The organism is Bacteroidales bacterium (assembly GCA_021157585.1).
Taxonomy (GTDB): domain Bacteria; phylum Bacteroidota; class Bacteroidia; order Bacteroidales; family UBA12170; genus UBA12170.
Genome location: JAGGWH010000027.1, coordinates 1 through 22334, shown reverse-complemented (window position 1 = coordinate 22334; position 22334 = coordinate 1). Strand labels below are relative to the sequence as shown.

Annotated in this window: 17 protein-coding genes; 14 read left to right on the top strand and 3 right to left on the bottom strand. The window is 33.7% G+C overall.

Annotated features, from left to right (window positions below; all coding sequences use genetic code 11):
* Positions 1 to 59 precede the first annotated feature (59 nt).
* Together rpoC and J7K39_01370 are read left to right on the top strand one after the other, a co-directional pair.
* The gene (gene rpoC, locus J7K39_01375; GenBank protein ID MCD6178532.1) at positions 60 to 4361 is read left to right on the top strand and encodes a DNA-directed RNA polymerase subunit beta'; all 4302 of its coding nucleotides are present in this window, start codon (positions 60 to 62) and stop codon (positions 4359 to 4361) included.
* A gap of 15 nt (positions 4362 to 4376) precedes the next feature.
* Positions 4377 to 4691 (top strand): DUF3467 domain-containing protein, encoded by a 315-nt coding sequence (locus J7K39_01370; GenBank protein ID MCD6178531.1) that lies wholly within the window; start codon positions 4377 to 4379, stop codon positions 4689 to 4691.
* Positions 4692 to 4749: 58 nt separating this feature from the next.
* Here J7K39_01370 and J7K39_01365 read toward each other — a convergent pair whose 3' ends face one another.
* Positions 4750 to 6396: an AMP-binding protein gene (locus J7K39_01365; GenBank protein MCD6178530.1), complete on the bottom strand. Its 1647-nt coding sequence runs from the start codon at positions 6394 to 6396 to the stop codon at positions 4750 to 4752.
* Between the two features lie 164 nt (positions 6397 to 6560).
* On the opposite strand from J7K39_01365, the gene purB reads away from it, so the two are divergent.
* Genes purB through J7K39_01345 form a run of 4 tightly spaced genes read left to right on the top strand, consistent with a single transcriptional unit; the run spans position 6561 to position 11657 of the window.
* On the top strand, positions 6561 to 7913 hold the full coding sequence (purB, locus tag J7K39_01360; GenBank protein ID MCD6178529.1) for an adenylosuccinate lyase: 1353 nt from the start codon (positions 6561 to 6563) through the stop codon (positions 7911 to 7913).
* A 19-nt stretch (positions 7914 to 7932) separates the two neighbouring features.
* Positions 7933 to 9753, top strand: a complete 1821-nt coding sequence (locus J7K39_01355) for an ABC transporter ATP-binding protein (protein MCD6178528.1) — start codon at positions 7933 to 7935, stop codon at positions 9751 to 9753.
* 4 nt (positions 9754 to 9757) lie between these two features.
* Positions 9758 to 10732 carry a hypothetical protein gene (locus J7K39_01350; protein MCD6178527.1) on the top strand — a complete coding sequence of 325 codons (975 nt, stop codon included), beginning with the start codon at positions 9758 to 9760 and terminating at the stop codon, positions 10730 to 10732.
* 52 nt (positions 10733 to 10784) lie between these two features.
* Positions 10785 to 11657 carry a hypothetical protein gene (locus tag J7K39_01345; protein MCD6178526.1) on the top strand — a complete coding sequence of 291 codons (873 nt, stop codon included), beginning with the start codon at positions 10785 to 10787 and terminating at the stop codon, positions 11655 to 11657.
* Positions 11658 to 11659: 2 nt separating this feature from the next.
* Here the strand turns inward: J7K39_01345 and nadB are convergent, their stop codons facing one another.
* The gene (gene nadB / locus J7K39_01340) at positions 11660 to 13228 is read right to left on the bottom strand and encodes an L-aspartate oxidase (protein MCD6178525.1); all 1569 of its coding nucleotides are present in this window, start codon (positions 13226 to 13228) and stop codon (positions 11660 to 11662) included.
* 104 nt (positions 13229 to 13332) lie between these two features.
* On the opposite strand from nadB, the gene J7K39_01335 reads away from it, so the two are divergent.
* The 7 genes from J7K39_01335 (at position 13333) to J7K39_01305 (ending at position 21085) form a co-directional block, all read left to right on the top strand.
* On the top strand, positions 13333 to 13806 hold the full coding sequence (locus tag J7K39_01335; GenBank protein MCD6178524.1) for a RecX family transcriptional regulator: 474 nt from the start codon (positions 13333 to 13335) through the stop codon (positions 13804 to 13806).
* A gap of 11 nt (positions 13807 to 13817) precedes the next feature.
* Positions 13818 to 14928 (top strand): peptide chain release factor 2 gene (gene prfB, locus J7K39_01330; GenBank protein ID MCD6178523.1). Its coding sequence is split into 2 segments (ribosomal slippage): positions 13818 to 13880 and positions 13882 to 14928, totalling 1110 coding nucleotides; the frame shifts between segments, so codons are not numbered across the junction.
* A gap of 173 nt (positions 14929 to 15101) precedes the next feature.
* Positions 15102 to 17054 carry a DNA topoisomerase (ATP-hydrolyzing) subunit B gene (gene gyrB / locus J7K39_01325; protein MCD6178522.1) on the top strand — a complete coding sequence of 651 codons (1953 nt, stop codon included), beginning with the start codon at positions 15102 to 15104 and terminating at the stop codon, positions 17052 to 17054.
* 255 nt (positions 17055 to 17309) lie between these two features.
* Positions 17310 to 19457: a carboxy terminal-processing peptidase gene (locus tag J7K39_01320; GenBank protein ID MCD6178521.1), complete on the top strand. Its 2148-nt coding sequence runs from the start codon at positions 17310 to 17312 to the stop codon at positions 19455 to 19457.
* A gap of 66 nt (positions 19458 to 19523) precedes the next feature.
* Positions 19524 to 19949: a hypothetical protein gene (locus tag J7K39_01315; GenBank protein ID MCD6178520.1), complete on the top strand. Its 426-nt coding sequence runs from the start codon at positions 19524 to 19526 to the stop codon at positions 19947 to 19949.
* A gap of 7 nt (positions 19950 to 19956) precedes the next feature.
* The gene (locus tag J7K39_01310; protein ID MCD6178519.1) at positions 19957 to 20502 is read left to right on the top strand and encodes a hypothetical protein; all 546 of its coding nucleotides are present in this window, start codon (positions 19957 to 19959) and stop codon (positions 20500 to 20502) included.
* 58 nt (positions 20503 to 20560) lie between these two features.
* Positions 20561 to 21085: a DUF4269 domain-containing protein gene (locus tag J7K39_01305; GenBank protein ID MCD6178518.1), complete on the top strand. Its 525-nt coding sequence runs from the start codon at positions 20561 to 20563 to the stop codon at positions 21083 to 21085.
* 5 nt (positions 21086 to 21090) lie between these two features.
* On the opposite strand, the gene J7K39_01300 is transcribed toward J7K39_01305, so the two are convergent.
* A complete protein-coding gene (locus J7K39_01300; protein ID MCD6178517.1) occupies positions 21091 to 21885 on the bottom strand; it encodes a thymidylate synthase in 795 nt (264 codons plus the stop codon).
* A gap of 156 nt (positions 21886 to 22041) precedes the next feature.
* On the opposite strand from J7K39_01300, the gene J7K39_01295 reads away from it, so the two are divergent.
* On the top strand, positions 22042 to 22334 hold a 293-nt coding region (locus tag J7K39_01295; GenBank protein MCD6178516.1), incomplete at its 3' end, for an MFS transporter.

Below are 22334 nucleotides of genomic sequence, written 5' to 3'. Positions count from 1 at the left end.
TAATATTTGGTTTTCCGCCAATGGCGGAAAACTTTTTTACAATTTATAAAATTTGATTTATGGCTTTTAGAAAAGATACAAATCTTACACAAAACAGCTTTTCAAATATTACGATTAGTTTGGCCTCTCCCGAGCAGATTCTGGAGCAATCTAGCGGAGAAGTGTTAAAACCCGAAACTATTAACTACAGAACTTATAAACCTGAACGCGATGGTTTATTCTGTGAAAGAATTTTCGGACCTGTAAAAGATTATGAGTGCCACTGTGGTAAATACAAAAGAATCCGTTATAAAGGGATTGTTTGCGATCGTTGTGGAGTTGAAGTAACAGAAAAGAAAGTTCGTCGCGAAAGAATGGGACACATTAAATTGGTTGTTCCCGTTTCTCATATTTGGTTTTTTCGTTCTTTACCAAATAAAATTGGTGCTTTATTAGGCTTACAATCCAAAAAACTTGATACTATTATTTATTATGAACGTTATGTTGTAATAAATCCCGCTGGAGCTATAAATGCTGAAGGCGAAGCTGTTAAGTATATGGATTTTTTAACCGAAGAAGAATATTTTGATATTCTTGATTCGCTACCAACTGAAAATCAGCATCTTGACGATAGTGATCCTAATAAGTTTGTTGCTAAAATGGGTGCCGAAGCTATCTTCGATTTATTGGCAGGTTTAGATTTAGATAAAGTTTCTTACGAACTTCGTCATAAAGCTAATACAGAAACTTCGCAACAACGTAAACTAGAAGCACTAAAACGTCTTCAGGTTTATGAATCTTTTAGGGATGCACAAGGAAGAATAGAGAATCGTCCGGAATGGATGATTGTGAAAGTTGTTCCAGTAATTCCACCGGAATTGCGTCCTTTAGTGCCTTTGGATGGTGGTCGTTTTGCGACTTCCGACTTAAACGATTTATATCGTAGAGTTATTATTCGTAATAATCGCTTAAAGCGATTGATAGAAATTAAAGCTCCTGATGTAATTATGCGTAATGAAAAACGTATGTTGCAGGAAGCTGTTGATTCGTTATTTGATAATTCAAGAAAAGCTAATGCCGTAAAAACTGAAGCTAACCGTCCTCTAAAATCACTGAGTGATAGCTTAAAAGGAAAGCAAGGTCGATTCCGTCAAAACCTTTTAGGTAAACGTGTCGATTATTCCGGCCGTTCTGTTATTGTAGTAGGTCCAAACCTGAAACTTAACGAATGTGGTCTTCCTAAAGGAATGGCATCAGAGTTATTTAAGCCATTTATTATTCGTAAATTAATGGAGCGTGGCATTGTTAAAACTGTTAAATCTGCAAAGAAAATAGTTGATCGTAAAGATGCTATCATTTGGGATATTCTTGAAAATATTTTAAAAGGACATCCTGTTATGCTTAACCGTGCTCCTACATTGCACCGTTTAGGTATTCAGGCTTTTCAACCTAAGTTGATAGAAGGTAAAGCTATACAGTTACACCCATTGGCTTGTACAGGTTTTAATGCCGACTTTGATGGTGACCAGATGGCTGTTCACGTACCTTTAGGAAATGCAGCGGTACTCGAAGCACAAATGTTATTGCTTGCATCTCATAATATTTTAAATCCTGCCAATGGAGCTCCTATTACTGTTCCTTCCCAGGATATGGTTTTGGGATTATATTATATGACAAAACCTCGTAAAAGTATCGAATCTAATCCTGTAAAAGGGGAAGGTTATAAATTTTACGGTCCGGAAGAAGTTATTATTGCTTATAATGAAAAAGCAGTTGACTTACACGCTATCATCTATGCTAAAGTAGACGATATTGTTGATGGAAAACCTATCAATCATCAAGTAGAAACTACTGTTGGTCGTGTGCTATTTAATCAAGTAGTACCGGAAGGGTATAAATACATTAACGAAGTATTGACTAAACGTTCATTACGCGATATTATCGCTGACGTATTAAAAGTTGTTGGTACCGCTAAAACGGCTGCTTTTTTAGATGATATTAAATCTATGGGATTTAATATGGCTTTTAAAGGTGGATTGTCATTTAACTTAGGTGATGTTGTTATCCCTGAATCTAAAAAAGTTTTAATTAAGCAAGCAAACGAAGAAGTAGAGGAAGTAGTGAATAACTACAATATGGGTTTCATTACCAATACAGAGCGTTACAATCAAATTATTGATATTTGGACACATACAAACTCACATCTTACACATACATTGATGAAAGAGATTTCATCTGATAGGCAAGGATTTAACTCCGTTTATATGATGCTTGACTCTGGAGCTCGTGGTTCTAAAGAACAAATTCGCCAGTTATCAGGTATGCGTGGTTTGATGGCAAAACCTCAGAAATCAGGTGCTACCGGTGGTGAAATTATTGAGAATCCAATTCTTTCTAACTTTAAAGAAGGTCTTTCTGTTCTTGAGTATTTTATTTCTACTCACGGTGCTCGTAAAGGTTTGGCCGATACAGCTCTTAAAACGGCTGATGCTGGTTACTTAACTCGTCGTTTGGTTGATGTTGCTCAAGATGTTATTATTTCGGAAGAAGATTGTGGTACACTCAGAGGCTTAACCATTACTGCTTTGAAGAAAAGTGAAGAAATTGTTGAGTCACTATCTGAACGTATTTTAGGCCGTGTAGCTTTACACGATATATATAATCCTTTAACTAATGACTTGATAGTGAGTGCCGGACAAGAGATTAATGAAGAATTAGCTCATTTAATAGAAGATTCTCATATTGAATCTGTAGAGATTCGTTCGGTATTAACTTGCGAAAGTAAAAAAGGTGTTTGTGCTAAATGTTATGGTAGAAACTTAGCTTCTGGTAGATTGGTTCAAAAAGGTGAGGCTGTTGGTGTTATTGCCGCACAGTCAATTGGGGAGCCGGGTACACAGTTGACCTTACGTACATTCCACGTTGGTGGTACTGCATCTAATATTGCAACATCTTCTCGTATAGAATCTAAATTTGAAGGAAAATTAAAAATAGAAGAGCTTCGTACCGTTGCTTATGAAGATAGTGAAGGTAAGAAATACCAAGTTGTTATCGGACGTTCTGCTGAAATGAAAGTAGTTGACGAAAAAACTGGTGTTGCTTTAGCTTCGGCAAATATTCCTTATGGAGCTAAACTTTATTCTGAAAATGGTGCTGACGTTAAAAAAGGTGACATTATCTGTGATTGGGATCCGTATAATGCCGTTGTTCTATCAGAAGTTAAAGGAAAAGTTTCTTACGAAAATATTACCCAAGGTGTTACTTATCGTGTCGAGTCTGATGAACAAACAGGTTATAAGGATAAAGTAGTTGTTGAAAATCGCTCTAAAGCGATGAATCCAATTATCCATATTAAAAACTCTAAAGGAGAAATTATTAAGAGTTACGATATTCCTGTTGGAGCTCATATTGTTGTAGATGATAAAAAACCAATTAAAGCGGGTGATATTTTAGTTAAGATTCCTCGTGCAACTGGTCATGCTGGTGATATTACCGGTGGTCTTCCAAGAATTACTGAGTTATTTGAAGCTCGTAATCCTTCTGATCCCGCTAAGGTTGCAGAGATTGATGGTGTTGTTTCCTTTGGTAAGAAACTTAAAAGAGGAAATCGTGAAGTAATTATTACTTCTAAAACCGGAGAACAGAAAAAATATCTGATTTCCACCTCTAAGCAAATCTTAGCTCAGGAAAACGATTTTGTTAAATCTGGAACTAGATTATCTGATGGTGCTATGACTCCTGCTGATATTTTAGCAATTAAAGGACCTATGAAGGTTCAGGAATATATTGTTAACGAAGTGCAAGAAGTATACCGTTTACAAGGTGTAAAAATTAATGACAAACACTTTGAAACTATTGTTCGTCAAATGATGCGTAAAGTAGAGATTGATGATCCCGGAGACACTAAATTTCTTGAAAATGAATTGGTTAACCGTGTAGATTTCTTAGAAGAAAATGATCTTGTTTTCGGACAAAAAGTTGTAGAAGAAGCCGGAGATTCTGAAAATTGTATTGCTGGTCAAATGATTACAGCTCGTAAACTTCGCGATGAAAACTCTGTATTGAAACGTAAAGACAAAGCTTTAATTGTTGCACGTGAAGCTCAACCTGCTACTGGTCGTCAGATTTTACAAGGTATCACAAGGGCATCATTGCAGACTAAAAGCTTTATTTCTGCTGCATCATTCCAGGAAACGACTAAAGTGCTAACAAATGCTGCTATCAATGCTAAACGCGATTCGCTAAAAGGATTGAAAGAAAATGTAATTGTTGGTCACTTGATTCCTGCAGGAACAGGCTTACGTGAATATGGAGATCTGATTGTAGGCTCAAAAGAAGAGTATCAGACTTTAATTGATTCGAGAGAAGAAGTAACCGAATAAATAAATATTGAAAAGATGGCAGATCCAGTAAAAGAGAATAAAGTTAATATAGAACTGAGTGATGAAGTGGCTGAAGGAATTTATTCCAATTTAGCTATAATTACTCATTCACATGCCGAATTTGTTGTGGACTTTGTGAAAATGATGCCCGGAGTACCCAAAGCAAAGGTGAAATCGCGTATTATTTTAACTCCTGAACACGCTAAACGTCTTTATAAGGCACTGGCAGAAAACATTAAAAAGTTTGAAGCTATGAACGGTCCTATTAAAGAACCGAAAGGTGATGGCGGAATTCCTTTTACAATGGGAGGGCCAACGGCTCAAGCATAAATAAAAAAAGCTGCTTCATTTTTGAAGCAGCTTTTTTTATATCTAAAAAGGAATATCATTATTGGTATAAATATCGCTTTATACTTTGTTTTGGTGTTTTTGCAAATTCTTTTTCCTGTATTTCAATATCAGAAATTTGCATATAAGCCGGAGAATGTTTGTTCACTTCTTTTTTATGACCTTTAATTATTTTCTCTAATACTTCAGTACTTAATTTGTCTGTTTTTGCTTTTTCCATATTTGGATAAACAAGCGCAATAAGCTTTTTATTTCTCATTACTACTAAAGATTCCATAACGTATGGAAGATTGGCTAATTTACTTTCAATTTCTTCGGGATAGATATTCTGACCGGAAGCACCTAAAAGCATATTTTTATTGCGACCTTTAATGTATATGAATCCATCTTTGTCGAAATGACCAAGATCTCCGGATTTTAACCATCCGTCTTCAGTAAAACTTTCTTTGGTAGCTTTTTCATTTTTGTAATAGCCAATCATTACATTTTCACCTTTCATCTGAATTTCTCCAATTTCATTAATCGGATCGGTAGAATCGATTCTGATTTCTAAGGTGTCAACGGGTTTTCCAACAGCTCCTGGTCTGAATTCAGTCCAAGAAGCATAGGAGACAAGTGGTCCGCATTCTGTCATTCCGTATCCGATAGCAAAAGGAAAGCCGATTCTTTTAAAGAAGCTTTCGCCACGTTGACAAAAAGGTGCTCCCCCAATAACTAATTCTTTAAAGTTTCCACCAAAGACGGTGGTTAGCTTGTCAAGTATTTTTTTATAAATCACATTATTAAGAATAGGAATTTTTAAAAGAACCTTCATCAGTGGTTTACTAATCTGTGGTAAAACTTGATTCTTGAAAATCTTTTCAATAATCAAAGGAACCGATAGGATTAGATTAGGTTTTACTTCGCTGAAAGCTTTCATAATAATTTGTGGCGAAGGTACTTTTGTTAGAAATGTTATATGACATCCAACAGAAAAAGGAAATAATAATTCAAAAGCCAAGCCGTAAGAATGTCCTAAAGGCAAAAATGATAATATATTATGACCCGCTTCCAAAGGCATATTATTTCTAGCAAAGCGTACATTTGCAGATAGGCTATTATGTGTTAGCATAACACCTTTAGAAAATCCTGTTGTTCCGGAAGTATAGCTAATCATTGCAAGTTCATCATTATTAATTTCAGCTAATTTAAAATCCGCAACATTTAAACCGTTAGGGAATTTTGTTTTGAAATTAATATCTAAGTTATCAAGAATTTCTTGATGATTTCCGGTGTTATCAGTTAAGAGGTCTAATGATTCTAATGAAAAAATTGCTTCTATACTTTTAAATCCTTCTGCTTTAACATTTGGCCAAATAAAATCGGAAATAAAAAGAAGTTTAGAATCAGAATGTTCAACAATATTATAAATATCTTTTGCTGTAAAATCGGGTAAAATAGGAACGGCAACCGCTCCGTAACCTAATGTTGCTATATAATTAACTGCCCATCCTATTGAGTTTTTACCGATTAACGCAATTTTATCACCCTTTTTAATACCTGCTTTTTCGAATAAAATATGATAGCGCGCTATTTTTTCGGCTATATCTTTATATAAGAAAGTTGCTCCATTATAATTAGAGAGTGCTTTTCTGTCCCAATTGAGCTGAATGCTCTTCTCGAAATATTCGAGTAAGTTTTCTTGTATCATGTTTTTATTATTAGATATAAGTCAAAGGTAAAAATAATTCTTATCTCTATGTTTCTTGTGCGTATTAATAAAATATATTTTGTGTTATTTTATATTTTTTCATAAATGTTTATCGGACAATCTTTTGTAGTTTTGCTGCAAATTATACGAAATTATTATAAATGGTTTTATCTTCTTTAAATGCAATAAGTCCTATAGATGGCAGATATCGTTCTCAGAATGAAAACTTAAGTACTTATTTTTCTGAGAAAGGTTTAATCCGTTATCGCGTAAGAGTTGAAGTTGAATACTTTATTGCTTTGTGTGAGTATCCTCTCCCTCAGTTAGAGTCAGTTCCTAAAACAAAATTTGATAGTTTAAGGCGTATTTATTTACAGTTCTCTGAAGAAGATGCAGAAAGAATTAAAGAAATAGAAAAGCTTATCAATCATGATGTTAAAGCGGTTGAGTATTTCTTAAAAGAACGCTTTAATAGCCTGGGTTTATCTGATTATAAAGAATTTATTCACTTTGGACTTACTTCTCAGGATATTAATAATACAGCAATTCCACTTTCTTTAAAAGAAGGTTTTCAGAATGTTGTATTACCCGAGTTGAAATTGTTGGTTCTTGAAATTAAGCAGCGAGCAAAATCATGGAAGAAAATTTCAATGTTAGCTCGTACCCACGGTCAGCCGGCATCGCCAACCCGATTAGGGAAGGAAATTTATGTTTTTGTAGAGCGTTTAGAAGCTCAACTAAAGATGCTTGATCGCATTCCTTTTGCTGCAAAATTTGGGGGCGCAACAGGTAATTTTAATGCTCATATTGTTGCCTTTCCAAATATTAATTGGCGAGATTTTGGAAATCGTTTTATAAAAGAGAAGTTAGGCTTGTATCGTTTACAAACAACTACTCAAATTGAGCATTATGATTATATGGCAGCTTTTTTTGATAATATAAAACGTATTAATTCTATACTAATAGATTTAAATAGAGATGTTTGGACATATATCTCTATGGAATACTTTAAGCAGAAAATAAAAAAAGGAGAAGTAGGATCATCGGCTATGCCACATAAAGTAAATCCTATAGATTTTGAAAATTCTGAAGGAAATCTTGGAATGGCAAATGCTATTTTTGAGCATCTATCTGCAAAACTTCCTATTTCTCGTTTGCAACGCGATTTAACAGATTCAACCGTTACCAGAAATTTAGGTGTTCCTTTGGCTCATAGTTTATTGGCATATAAATCTTTAAGAAAAGGGGTAGGAAAGTTAATATTAAATGAAGCTAAAATAGCTGAAGACTTGGAAAATAATTGGGCCGTTGTGGCAGAAGCTATTCAAACAATTTTACGTAGAGAAAACTATCCTAATCCTTACGAAGCTCTAAAAGCATTAACAAGAGTAAGTACAAAAATGAATAAGAAAGTAATTCATGAATTTATTGATAAATTGGATATTTCTGAAGCAGTAAAAAAAGAACTAAAAGCAATTACACCATCTAACTATACCGGAATAACAAGTTTTTAGACAAATAGATAGAGTCTTAATGGATAAATTATATAGATTTTCTAAGTATGTAATTCCATATAAATGGAACCTAGTTGTAAGTGTTATATTTATGATACTTACCGCAATTTTTTCGGTTTCTACGCTTGCTCTTATAGTGCCGTTTCTTAACCTTCTTTTTGGTCAGGTAGATCTTGTTGCAGAAGCTGTTCCCTGGGAATTGAATATGGAATCATTCCTTCATAATTTTAATTTCATTATGAGCGATATAATCGTGAATCAAGGAAAATTAAACGCTCTGTTTTTTGTCGGTTTACTGGTGATTATAACAACGATTTTTAAAAATATTTTTGTTTATTCTGTAAAGTATTTCATGCTTCCTGTTAGAACGGGAGTAGTAAGAGATATGAGAAATATACTGTTTAGCAAGATATTGTCACTTCCTCTTGGCTTTTTCTCTGAAGAAAAGAAAGGAGATGTTATAAGCCGAATGTCGCAAGATGTTCAAGAAGTAGAAGCCTCTATAATACGGTCGATAGAAATGCTTCTGAGAGATCCTATTCTGATTATTGTTTATTTATTTGCACTCTTTTCTATAAGTATTAACCTTACCATATTTGTTATTATTTTATTGCCGGTAAGTGGACTAATAATTGGACGAATCGGAAAATCACTAAGGGCAACATCTTTAAAAGGACAAAAAAAACTGGGTTTAATAATATCACATTTAGAAGAAACTCTTGTTGGATTAAGAATTATTAAGGCTTTTAATGCAGAAAAAAAGATAAATCATCAGTTTAAAAATACAAATAATACATATACCAGATTATTACTGAGGGTTTTTCGCAGGCAACAATTAGCCAGTCCTGTGAGTGAGATTCTTGGTATTAGCGTTCTTGTTGTGGTTTTATGGTATGGAGGGAAAATTGCTCTCGAAGGAACGGGAAATATTACTCCTTCAAGTTTAATTGCCTATCTCGCAATTTTTTCACAAATTATTAATCCTTCAAAATCTATTACAACAGCATATTTTAATTTACTCAAAGGTCTTGCTTCTGTAGATAGAATAGATGAGATTTTGGATGCTGAAAATAAGATATACGAAAAAGATAATGCTATTGTAAAAAGAGATTTTGATAAGTCGATAGAATATAAAAATGTATCTTTTAAATATGATAAAGAAAGGGTATTAAAAAATGTTAGCCTTAGTATTGAAAAAGGAAAAACCATAGCTTTAGTAGGTCGTTCCGGATCGGGGAAGTCTACTTTTGTAGATCTTCTGCCTCGGTTTATAGATGTTTTGGATGGAGAAGTAATAATTGATGGTGTAAATGTTAAAGATTTGAATATTAAATCTTTAAGACAACTGATGGGGATAGTAAGTCAACAATCGATATTATTTAACGATACTTTCTTTAATAATATAGCATTTGGTTTTGATGATGCTAAAGAAGAAGATGTTATTGCCGCTGCCAAAGTAGCTAATGCTCACGATTTTATTATGGAATTACCCGAAGGATATCAAACAAATATTGGGGAAGGCGGTAGTAAGCTTTCAGGCGGACAAAGACAACGTATCAGTATTGCACGTGCAGTATTAAAAAACCCTCCCATATTAATTCTTGATGAAGCAACCTCTGCTCTTGATACCGAATCGGAAAAATTAGTTCAGGATGCCATAATTAAATTAATGGAAAATCGTACATCTATTGTTATTGCACATAGACTTTCTACTGTTAAGTATGCCGATCTTATTGTCGTACTTAACGATGGTGAAATTGTTGAACAAGGAAAACATGAAGAGCTGATAGCCATAAAAGACGGTATGTATAAGAAATTACACGAACTTCAGATGTATTAATTTTATGGAAAAAAAGACAGGAATAAGTGGAATTTCAATGGGGAAAAATGCTCATAAGCTATATTATCCTATGAAGCAGGCAATCATGAGCATTTTGCCAATTGTTGATGAGTTTATTGTTGTATTAGGTGATAGTGATGAGGACGATCTTACTCGGAAAGAAGTTGAAAGTATTGATAGTGATAAGATTAAAATTATTGATACCGTTTGGGATATAGAAAAATTTCCTCGAGGCATGGAGCATGCGCATCAAACAGATATTGCCAAGAATCTTTGTAGTGGGAAATGGATTTTCTATCTTCAATCAGATGAGGTGATTCATGAAAAATACCTTGACGGGATTAAGGAAAAATGTAAGAAATATCAAGATGATACTGAAGTAGAAGGTTTGCTTTTTAATTATGTTCATTTCTGGGGAGATTATAATCATTATCAAGACAACCATTGTTGGTATCGTAAAGAAATCAGAATAGTAAAAAACGATCCTGAAATTCATTCATGGGAGTCAGCACAATCATTTCGTAGAATACCAAAGTTTGACGGAATTAATTACAGACAGCAAGAAGGAACTTATAAGCTGAAAGTAGTTGAGGCGGATGCTGCGGTTTATCATTATGGATGGGTTCGTCCGCCTGAACGGATGCAGAAAAAGATTAAGGCATTTACTACTAATCATAAAGGCAAAGCCGATGCTGATATCTTAGAAAAGCAGCATAAGTTTGACAAGATTTTCGATTACGGAAATCTTTCTTTAATAAATGAATTTAAAGGAACTCATCCGGCAGTTATGCAGGAGTGGATTAAAGCTTTTAATTGGGGAAATAAACTTAGATATACCGGCCCGGCAACTAGTCAGAACCCTATACGAATTAAGCATGATAAATTAAAGTACAGGCTTATATCTTGGCTTGAGAAATATTTATTTTTTAATAAGCGTTTGGGAGAATTCAAAAATTATATTCTCTTAAAAAAGAATTAGTAAATTTAGTGTCAGTTTAATTTGTCCTATTTAAATATTGTATTATTGTCTGATGAAAGTAAGTGGATTTACATTTATTCGGAATGCTGTAAAATATGATTATCCTATTGTGGAATCAATCCGCTCTATTCTGTCAATAATAGATGAATTTGTTGTGCTTGTTGGCAAGTCTGATGATAATACTTTGGCACTTATTGAATCAATAGATTCTCCTAAGATTAAAATATTTTCGAGTGTTTGGGACGATACTTTAAGACAAGGTGGGCGTATTTTGGCTGTTGAAACAAATAAAGCCTTTCAGCTTATTGCTGCGGATAGCGATTGGGCTTTTTATTTGCAAGCCGATGAAGTAATTCATGAAAAATATTTGCCCATCATAAAAAAAGCAATGCAAGATAATTTGAGCAATAAAGAGGTTGAGGGTTTATTGTTTAAGTATAAGCACTTTTATGGTTCTTATGATTATATTGGTAATTCTCGTCGTTGGTATCGACAAGAAATCAGATTGATTCGTAACGATAAGCAGATTCAGTCTTATAGAGATGCTCAAGGTTTTAGAAAAAATGGACAAAAGCTGAAAGTCCGTGCTGTTGATGCTAGCGTTTACCATTACGGTTGGGTAAAACATCCTGAAGTTCAACAGGCAAAGAGTAATTATTTTCCGAGTTTATGGAGTGATACAAAACCAAAAGAGGCTTTTACAGAAGAAAATTTTGATTATTCTCAAATAGATTCTTTAGCTGTTTTTGAAGGAAAGCATCCAAAAGTAATGCAAGAGCGAATAGCAGCCAAAAATTGGGATTTTAATTTCGATCCCACAAAAAAAAGGTTTGACTTTAAAACAAAGGTTTTAAATGTATTTGAGAAATTGACAAATTACAGATTAGGAGAGTATAAAAATTATATACTACTTAAAAGAGATTAAACTTATTTCTGTTTAGGTGGATAGTCAATAGAATAATGCAAGCCTCTGCTTTCTTTACGGTTTAAAGCCATTTTTAAAATTAAATCAGCAACATTTATAAGGTTACGTAATTCACATATTTCAACAGAGAGAATAGATTTGTCGTAGAGATCTTCCGTTTCTCTGTAAATAATTGCTAATCTGTCTATTGCGCGTTTTAGGCGTAAATCAGACCGCACAATGCCAACATAACTGCTCATAATACTCTGTAGCTCTTTAGTAGATTGAGTAATTAAAATCATTTCTTCATTTAAAACTGTCCCTTCTGTATTCCATTCAGGAATATCTGTTTGAAAATCATTGCCGGTATATTTTTTAATAGCATCTATACTTGCTCTATGAGAAAATACAACGGATTCCAATAATGAATTAGATGCCAGTCTGTTAGCTCCGTGAAGCCCAGTAGATGAGCATTCTCCTGAGGCATAAAGATTTTGTATTGATGTACGACCATATTCATCAACTTTTATTCCTCCGCAAGAATAATGAGCACTTGGAACTACTGCTATCATTTCTTTAGTTATATCAATACCAATACTTAAGCATTTGGCATATATTTTTGGAAAATTAAGAATAAGACTATTGGCGTTTAAGTGACGACAGTCTAAGTAAACATACTCATCACCACTTGTTTTTAGCTCATTATCAATAGCTCGGGCAACAATATCTCGAGGTGCTAATGATCCACGTTTATCATATTTTTCCATAAAAGTTTCATTGGCTTTTGTTTTTAAAATTCCACCAAAACCACGAAGAGCCTCTGTTATTAGAAAAGCAGGTTTTTCACCCGGATTATATAATGATGTTGGATGGAATTGTATAAATTCCATATTTTCAATTATTCCTTTTGCTCTATAAGCCATTGCAATACCATCACCTGTTGCAATTTCAGGATTGGTGGTTGAAGCATAAAGATTACCAATTCCTCCTGTGGCTAACATAGTTGTTTTGGATAAAACAGTATATACTTCGTTTTTTTTAGGATTTAAAACATAAGCTCCAAAACACTTAATATTTTTTTGTGTCCGTTTTACCATTTCTCCCAAATGATGCTGTGTAATAAGGTCGATAGTGAAATGGTTTTCCCATACTTCTATATTTGGATGTTTATCGATTTTAGCTAATAAAGCTCGTTCAATTTCTAATCCGGTACTGTCTTTATGATGTAAAACGCGATTTTCAGAATGTCCGCCTTCTTTTCCTAAGTCATATTTCCCAATTTTATTTTTATCAAAATTTGTACCCCATTCAATTAATTCTTTTATACGTTCGGTTGACTCCGTGATTGTCATACGAACAATGTTCTCGTTTGATAAAAAATCTCCTGCAATAAGAGTATCCTGAATATGTTTTTCGTAAGAATCAGGAGTATACATTACTGCTGCAATACCTCCTTGAGCATATTTTGTTGCGGTATCGTCGGCATTAGATTTGGTTACAATTAATACTTTTCCTTTTTTGGCTACTTTTAAAGCATAACTTAAGCCGGCAATTCCACTACCAATTACTAAAAAATCAATTTTTTTTTGCATTTTTTCAGCTGTTTAGAATAAAATACGAAGTTAATCCAAAAAGCACTGTTAACTTTTTATTTAAGAGGAAATTTTTACTTTTGAAGAACAGAAAAATATAATTAATGTCCGCTCCATTATACGATTTTGATATAGCCTTAAATAAAGCACAGAAATATTGTGTTTATCAAGAGCGTTGCCAGTGGGATTTAGAAAAAAAGTTTAGAGATTGGAAAGTAGATGAAGAAATAAGAGATGATATTTTAGTGGAGCTAATAACTCAAGGTTTTATTAATGAAGAACGTTTTGCAACTCAATTTGTTAGTGGTAAGTTTAGAATAAAACAATGGGGAAAACATAAAATAAGACTTGAGTTGAAAAAACGACAGATTTCAACTTATTCTATCAATAAGGCATTAGAGAGTATAACGGATGAAGAATATCGTTTAACTTTGCAAAATCTCATTATTAAAAAGAGCCGAGATATTAAAGCTAAAAACGAGTTTGAAAAAACACAAAAGATAGCGCAATATCTATATTCCAAAGGCTATGAGACTGAATTAATTTGGGATGTTTTACATATAATGGAAAACGAATAAGTTAAAAGCATATGATATTATCAGAGGATATAAAAGATCTGACATCAAGAGTAGATGCTTTGAGGAGGTATCTTTGACGTCGATCGAAAGAAGATTGAAGTTATTGAAGAAGAAGAAAAGACTCAGGCTCCCGATTTTTGGGATAATCCGAAATTAGCAGAAAAGACATTAAAAAATATTCAGGCTAAAAAAAAATGGGTTGATGATTTTGTAAAAGCCGAAGATGCTCTTTCTGATCTTGGCATTTTATTTGATTTTTTAAAACTTGGTGAAGCTTCGGAACAGGAAGTAGAAGAACAGTTAGCTGTTACTCTAGAGCATATTGAAGCCTTAGAGTTTTTAAATATGTTAAGTGGTCAGGAAGATAAGTTTTCGGCTATCGTAAAAATAAATCCGGGAGCAGGTGGAACAGAAAGTCAGGATTGGGCTGAAATGCTTATGCGGATGTATATGCGTTGGGGTGAGCGAAAAGGTTTTAAAGTAAAAACTATTGATTATCAGGAAGCAGATACGGCAGGAATAAAATCGGTAAGTATTGAGTTTGAAGGTGATTTTGCTTATGGCTATTTAAAAGGTGAAAACGGAGTGCACCGTTTGGTACGATTATCGCCTTTCGATTCGGCAAATAAAAGGCATACTTCATTTGCTTCTGTTTATGCTTATCCAATTATTGATGACGATATACATATTGATGTTAATCCGGCTGATATTAGTTGGGATACCTTTCGTTCCGGAGGTCCCGGAGGTCAAAATGTAAATAAGGTAGAAACGGCTGTTCGCCTTAAACACGCTCCTTCAGGAATTATTGTCGAATGTCAAGAAACCCGATCGCAAGGTCAAAACAGGCAAAAGGCTATGCAAATGCTAAAATCGCAATTGTATGAAGCTGAACTACGCAAAAAACAAGAAGCCATTGATGCCATAGAAAGCTCAAAAAAGAAGATAGAGTGGGGTTCTCAAATCCGTAACTATGTTATGCATCCTTATAAACTGGTAAAAGATGTAAGAACAGGTGTCGAAACCTCAAATGTTCAAGCTGTAATGGATGGTGATTTAGATATTTTTATTAAGGGTTACCTGATGGAGTTTGGATCTTCTGTAAGCGAGCAAAAAGGGCTGTAATCTTGTCGATAAGTTTAGTTGTTTTAAGCTTGATAACTAATGCTTAATAAAACTAAAAACCAAGCCCGAAATTTCTTAACAAATGTTAACAAAAACTACATTTTAAGAGTGCCTTAAGGGTGGTATTATGCTTGCTTTTTTGTACATTTGCGAGGCTTATTAAAATACAATTTATGACACAAGAAGAGTTAGATAAACAAGGCGAATATTCAGCAGATAATATACAGGTGTTAGAAGGCTTGGAAGCCGTACGTAAACGTCCTGCAATGTATATCGGAGATATCTCTGAGAAAGGTCTGCATCATCTTGTTTATGAGGTGGTAGATAATTCAATTGACGAGGCCTTGGCAGGTTATTGTGATAAAATTGATGTGATAATTCAAGAGGATAATTCCATAAAAGTATGTGACAACGGAAGGGGAATCCCAACGGGAATGCACGAAAAAGAACAACGTAGTGCCTTAGAGGTTGTTATGACAGTGCTTCATGCCGGTGGAAAATTTGATAAAGGGAGTTATAAAGTTTCCGGTGGTTTGCACGGAGTTGGAGTGAGTTGCGTAAATGCTCTTTCATCTCTTTTGGTAGCCGAAGTTCATCGTGAAGGAAAAATATTTAAACAAGAATATAGAATAGGAAAACCGATTGCCGATGTCGCAATAATTGGCGAGTCTGATCGTACAGGAACAAAGATTACTTTTTATCCCGATTATTCAATTTTTACGGTTAAAGAATACAGTTATCAAATTTTGGCTTCTCGATTGCGAGAATTGGCTTTTTTGAATAAAGGTATAGAATTAAATTTAACTGATAAAAGAAATAAAGATGAAGAAGGAAACTATATTTCCGATCGTTTTTATTCTGAAGAAGGTTTGAAGGATTTTATCGATTATCTCGATGAAACACGTGTGAAATTAACGGAGAGTCCAATTTATATTGAAGGTGAAAAAAACGGGACTCCTGTAGAAATTGCTATGCAATACAATACTTCTTTTTCGGAAAATCTTCATTCTTATGTAAATAATATCAATACATATGAGGGAGGAACGCATTTAAGCGGATTCAGAAGAGGTTTAACACGTACACTAAAATCGTATGCCGATAAATCTGGGATGTTAGCCAAATTAAAATTTGATATTAGTGGCGATGATTTTCGTGAAGGATTAACGGCTGTTCTTTCTGTAAAAGTACAAGAGCCGCAATTTGAAGGACAAACAAAGACAAAGCTTGGAAACTCTGAAGTAATGGGTGCTGTTGACCAAATGGTTAGCGAAGCATTATCGATTTTTTTAGAGGAAAACCCTAAAGAAGCCAGGATTATTGTAAACAAAGTAATTCTTGCTGCAACAGCACGTCATGCTGCAAGAAAAGCCAGAGAATTAGTACAGCGTAAAAATGTTTTATCAGGATCAGGATTACCTGGTAAATTGGCCGATTGCTCAGAAACAGATCCTGCCTTATCCGAAATATTCTTAGTGGAAGGTGATTCGGCCGGTGGAACAGCTAAGCAAGGTCGCGATCGTATGATACAAGCGATACTTCCTCTAAGAGGTAAAATTTTGAATGTGGAAAAAGCAATGCCACATAAAATTTTTGAAAGTGAAGAAATTAGAAATATGTTTACTGCATTAGGTGTTAGTGTGGGAACAGAGGAAGATAGTAAGGCTTTAAATCTAACAAAATTACGCTATCATAAAATTATAATTATGACGGATGCCGATGTAGACGGTAGCCATATTGCTACACTAATCCTAACTTTCTTCTTTCGTTATATGAAACCGTTAATTGAACAAGGTTATGTTTATATTGCTACTCCGCCATTTTATTTGGTGAAAAAGGGAAAAGAAGAGCATTATGCTTGGGACGATGATCAACGTGATAGATTATCCTTACAGTTGTCCAGAGATGGTAAAGGTGTTCATGTTCAACGATATAAAGGTCTTGGAGAGATGAATGCAGAGCAATTATGGACTACAACCATGAACCCCGAATTGAGAACACTTCGACAGGTAACTATAATGAATGAACCCGAAGTAGATCATGTATTTTCTATGTTGATGGGAGATGATGTTCCACCACGAAGGGAATTTATTGAGCAAAATGCAAAATATGCCAATATAGATACCTAAAAATTATATATTAAAAAGTCCGATTAATTCGGGCTTTTTTTATATAAAATCGGGTTTTTGTAGAGTCCTTTATTTTTAAATTATGGATAATTGCTCTATACGACAATAGATCATTTATTCAAATATCTCAAATTGCAATAAATGCTAAGTCTCAGCTTAACAATAATTAACAGCCAAACAGAGCTCGTTGCTATTTAATTTTCTAATTTTGATGCGGAGTAGAACCGTATCTAATTAATCTTAATTTGTACTCATATGCGAATAAATAAAACTATGTACTTTTTCAGCTTACTTTTTTGGGTAATCACTTCTTTTGCCTCGGCACAACAAACTGTAGAAGAAGTAGTAGAGCAGAAGAAATTTGAAAATCAGAAAAATAAATTACTAAGTGATGCAATTATAGCTACCTTACAAAATGCTCATTATCACCCCCGAAAAATAGACGACTCTTTATCGGTAGATTTTTTTGATGAATATATTCAAGCTATAGATAGAACAAAGAAGTTTTTGTTACAGGAAGATATTGATTTGCTCAATAATTATCGCCTTGATTTAGATGATCAGATTTTATCCGATAGATTAGATTTCTTTAATTTGAGTGTAGAACTTATTGAGAAAAGAAGTAGAGAGGTTCAGCAGATTTACAGAGAGCTTTTGGAAAAACCTTTCGATTACACTATAAACGAGAAAATAGAGATGGATACTGATAAATTGCCATATTCTAAATCTCTTATCGAATTAAAAGATTCTTGGCGACAAGCGTTAAAATATCAAGTTATTAGTCAGATATACGGAGCACAAAAGTTACAAGAAAAAGCTGCGTTAAAAAGTGATACAGTTACTATAAAATCTTTTGAAACTCTTGAAAAAGAAGCAAGAGCAAGCATTCTTAAAAGGCATAATGAGTGGTTTCATCGTATGATAGATCAATCTAATAATACAGATAAGATAAGTACATATATAAATTCTTTGACTGCTATATATGACCCGCATACCAGCTATTTTCCTCCTAAGTTAAAAGAAGATTTTGATATACGGTTTTCTGGTACTGTTGAAGGAATTGGAGCTACACTTTCTACTAAAGACGGATATGTTCGAGTTGTTGAAGTTGTTCCGGGGAGTCCTGCCTGGAAACAAGGCGACCTGAAATCTGAAGATTTGATTATGAAAGTTGGCCAGGCTGATAAAGAGCCGGTAGATGTTTATGATATGAGATTAGACGATGCGGTAAAATTAATTCGAGGTCCAAAAGGAACCGAAGTTCGTTTAACAATTCGTAAACCTGATGGACAAGTACTTTTGGTTCCTATTATCCGTGATAAAGTAATTCGTGAAGAAACCTACGCTAAGTCGGCAATTATTAGAGATAAAGCCGATGATGGAATGCGTATAGCTTATATAAATTTACCTTCTTTTTATGCCAATTTTAATGATCCCTTAGGGCGTAAAAGCAGTAAAGATATGAAAAAGGAAATTGCTAAAATTAATGCTGAAGGTATTGAAAATATTATTTTGGATATGCGAAATAATGGCGGTGGAAGTTTAATGGATGCTGTGGATATTGCAGGTTTGTTTATTCAAAACGGTCCTGTTGTACAGGTGAGAAGTGGTAATGGGAAAGTGCAGGTTTTAAGTGATAATGATACTAAAATATACTTTGACGGTAACCTTGTTATCTTGGTAAATTCCTTTAGCGCTTCTGCATCAGAAATATTAGCTGCTGCAATGCAAGACTATAAAAGAGCAATTATTGTTGGAACAAAATCTACTTACGGAAAAGGAACAGTACAGCGTTTTACCGATTTGGATAGAATAATGCCAGCACGTTATAATATGTATAAGAAATTCGGGTCGCTTAAATTTACTATGCAAAAATTTTATCGCATCAATGGTGGAGCAACACAGAAAAAAGGTGTAGTTCCTGAAATTATTCTTCCTGATATATACAGCTATATAGATTTTGGCGAAAAAGAAGAAGAATCGGCTATGCCCTGGGATGAGATTAAAGCCGTGAATTATACACCAACATATAATTATATCCCGAATTATTCATCAATTGTAGAAAAAAGTAAAGCCCGTATTGCTAATTCAGAACCTTTCACCCTTTTGGATGAAAGAGCAAGACTGGTAAAGAAGGAAAATGAAGAAACTCTCGAACCTTTGAATTTTGATGTGTTCTCAAAAATGAAGTATCTTGAAGAAGAGAACTTGAAAAAATTTGAGGAATTAGGTAAAGATGAATTAGCTATTGATGTACAAAACTTTGATGTTGATAATGCTTACATTCAGTCAGATTCTACTCGTATGGAAATTAATAAAGAATGGCATAAAGCTATAGTAAAAGATATTTATATCTATGAGGCTATGCAAGTAATAGAAGATTTGAAAGCAAGCAGAAAATAATTTTTTAAAAGGTTTATTGAAAAAGCGAGATTGAAAAGACATGTACTTTGAATAGTTTTTTGACGGATGAATATAAAAAAAATTAAAAAATCTAATAAAGCGGCACTAAATGGAATTATGGGTATTATTCCTATAATTCTTGGTGTCTTATTGTTGGTGAGTATTATTACCGTTTTAATTCCAACTTCTTTTTTTACTAATCTGTTTACGGGTAATCTATTATTAGATTCTTTGTTAGGTGATTTTATTGGGAGTTTGATGCTTGGAAATCCTATAACAGCTTATGTTCTTGGGAGTGAATTTTTAAGTAACGGTGTTAGTTTAGTTGCTGTAACTGCTTTTATGGTGGCTTGGGTAACTGTAGGAATAATTCAATCGCCTATTGAGGCAAAAGCTCTTGGTAAGAGATTTGCAATTTATAGGAATATTAGTGCTTTCTTTATGGCTATTGTTACCGCCATTATTACTGTATTTATTGTTGGCGTTTTGTAAAATGGATTTGAAAATAGAAGAACATAAGAAAAGTAAAAAGCCAAAGCAAGGACTTGCAAAATGGTATTTCCCACTAGTAGTATTGGGAGTATATATTTCGGTATATTTCTTTGCTCCCGAAAAAATGACACCTATTTTAAATTCATTTTATAGTCTACTTGTACAAATTGCTCCTGTTTTTATTCTTGTTTATACTATAATGTTTTTGGCAAATCTGTTTATCGATAATAAAGGAATACAAAAATATATGGGGGAGGATGCCGGTATTAAAGGTTGGATAATCTCAGTATTGGCAGGGATTATTTCGATGGGTTCCATTTACGCTTGGTATCCGCTTTTGAAGGATTTACAGTCGAGAGGTGTTAAGGATAAGTTTCTTGTTGTATTTCTTTATAACAGAGGAATAAAATTACAATGGTTGCCCGTACTTTTGTTATATTTTGACTGGGTTTATTCCATTACGTTGTTGGTGGTTATGGCGGTAATGTCAATATTTCAAGGAATTATTACAGAAAAGCTTATCCATTTGTCAGATACTCGTACTGGTAGATAAAGTATAAAATTATTTTATATCGGTTTTTATTAAATAGTTTTAAAGGAGTTAGTAAATAATGATAAACTTTAAAAATATTGATTATTTGAAATTCGGAAATAGCCGGCAAAAAGAAGCTTATATCGAATTAAAAGAATTGCAAATATTTGAAAAGCTGAAAGTTTATAATCCAATTCTATCCGGAACAATTCCATTAGGAATTGATTTACCAAATAGCGATTTAGATATTGTCTGTGAATGTGAGAATAATGATGAGTTTTCAGATGTTTTGTACAAGTTGTTTGTAGATAAAAACAGATTCGAAATAAAAACAAAAGTTCATCAAGGAATTAAGTCGACCGTTGCGAAATTTGAGACCGTAAGATTTATTGTAGAGATTTTCGGACAGAATATACCTTCCGATAAACAAAATGCATATCGGCATATGCTCATCGAATATAAAATTCTACAAGAAAAAGGACCAGAATTTAGGTCTGAGATTATTAAGCTGAAGCATCAAGGATTGTCAACCGAAGCTGCATTTACACAAATGTTAGGAATAGAAGGTAATCCTTATGATGAATTGTTAAAACTTGAGGAGTAAAAATATTAAACCGATATTTCGCCTTTAATAGAAGGGTGTGCTTTATAATTCTTTAATTCAAAATCTTCGTATTTAAAATCAAAAATCGACTTTATTTCAGGGTTAATGTGCATTTGAGGTAAATCAAAAGTGTTTCGCGTCAGCTGAAGTTTTACTTGATTCAAATGATTTAAGTAAATATGAGCATCGCCTAAAGTATGAACAAATTCTCCCGGTTTTAATCCGGTTACCTGAGCAACCATCATGGTGAGTAAAGCGTATGAAGCAATGTTAAAAGGTACTCCAAGGAAAATATCAGCACTTCGCTGATACAGTTGACAGGATAATTTTCCGTCGGCAACATAAAACTGAAATAAGATATGGCAAGGAGGTAATGCCATATTTTTAATTTCGCTTACATTCCAAGCATTCACTATATGTCGTCTGGAATTGGGATTATTTTTTATTGAATCGATAATTTGGCTTATTTGATCGATATGTTCTCCGTTTTGCCCGGGCCAAGATCGCCATTGATAGCCGTAAATAGGTCCCAACTCTCCATTTTCATCTGCCCATTCATTCCAAATGCGTACGTTGTTTTCTTGCAAATATTTCACGTTGGTATTGCCTTGTAAAAACCAAAGTAACTCATGAATAATAGAGCGTAAATGTAGCTTTTTAGTTGTTAATACAGGGAAGCCTTTACTTAAATCAAAACGCATCTGATGACCGAAAACACTTTTAGTACCCGTTCCTGTGCGGTCGCCTTTTTGTGCTCCTTCGTCTAAAACCCGTGTTAATAAATCGAGGTATTGTTGCATAATGGTTATAGTTTTTTTACGATTGAAAATGGATTAATAAGCATGTTCAAAAATATTAACAAGCAAGCTATTGCAATACAATTCATTGAAATTAGTTTATATTTGCCTTTATTTTTTTCAAAATTAAACATATTAATATCAATAACAACATAGACTATGGGAATTAAATCACGACTTATACTAATGAACTTTCTCCAATTTTTTATTTGGGGAGCTTGGTTAATAACAATAGGCGGATATTGGTTTCAGACCAAACAATGGTCTGGAGCAGAGTTTGGAGCAATCTTTTCAACTATGGGAATAGCTTCGCTATTTATGCCTGCATTGGCAGGAATAATTGCTGATAGATGGATTAATGCAGAGAAATTATTAGGGTCTTTTCATATTATGGGTGCAATAATACTATTTACTGTGCCAATGGTAGGGTCTCCAACAACTATGTTTTGGGT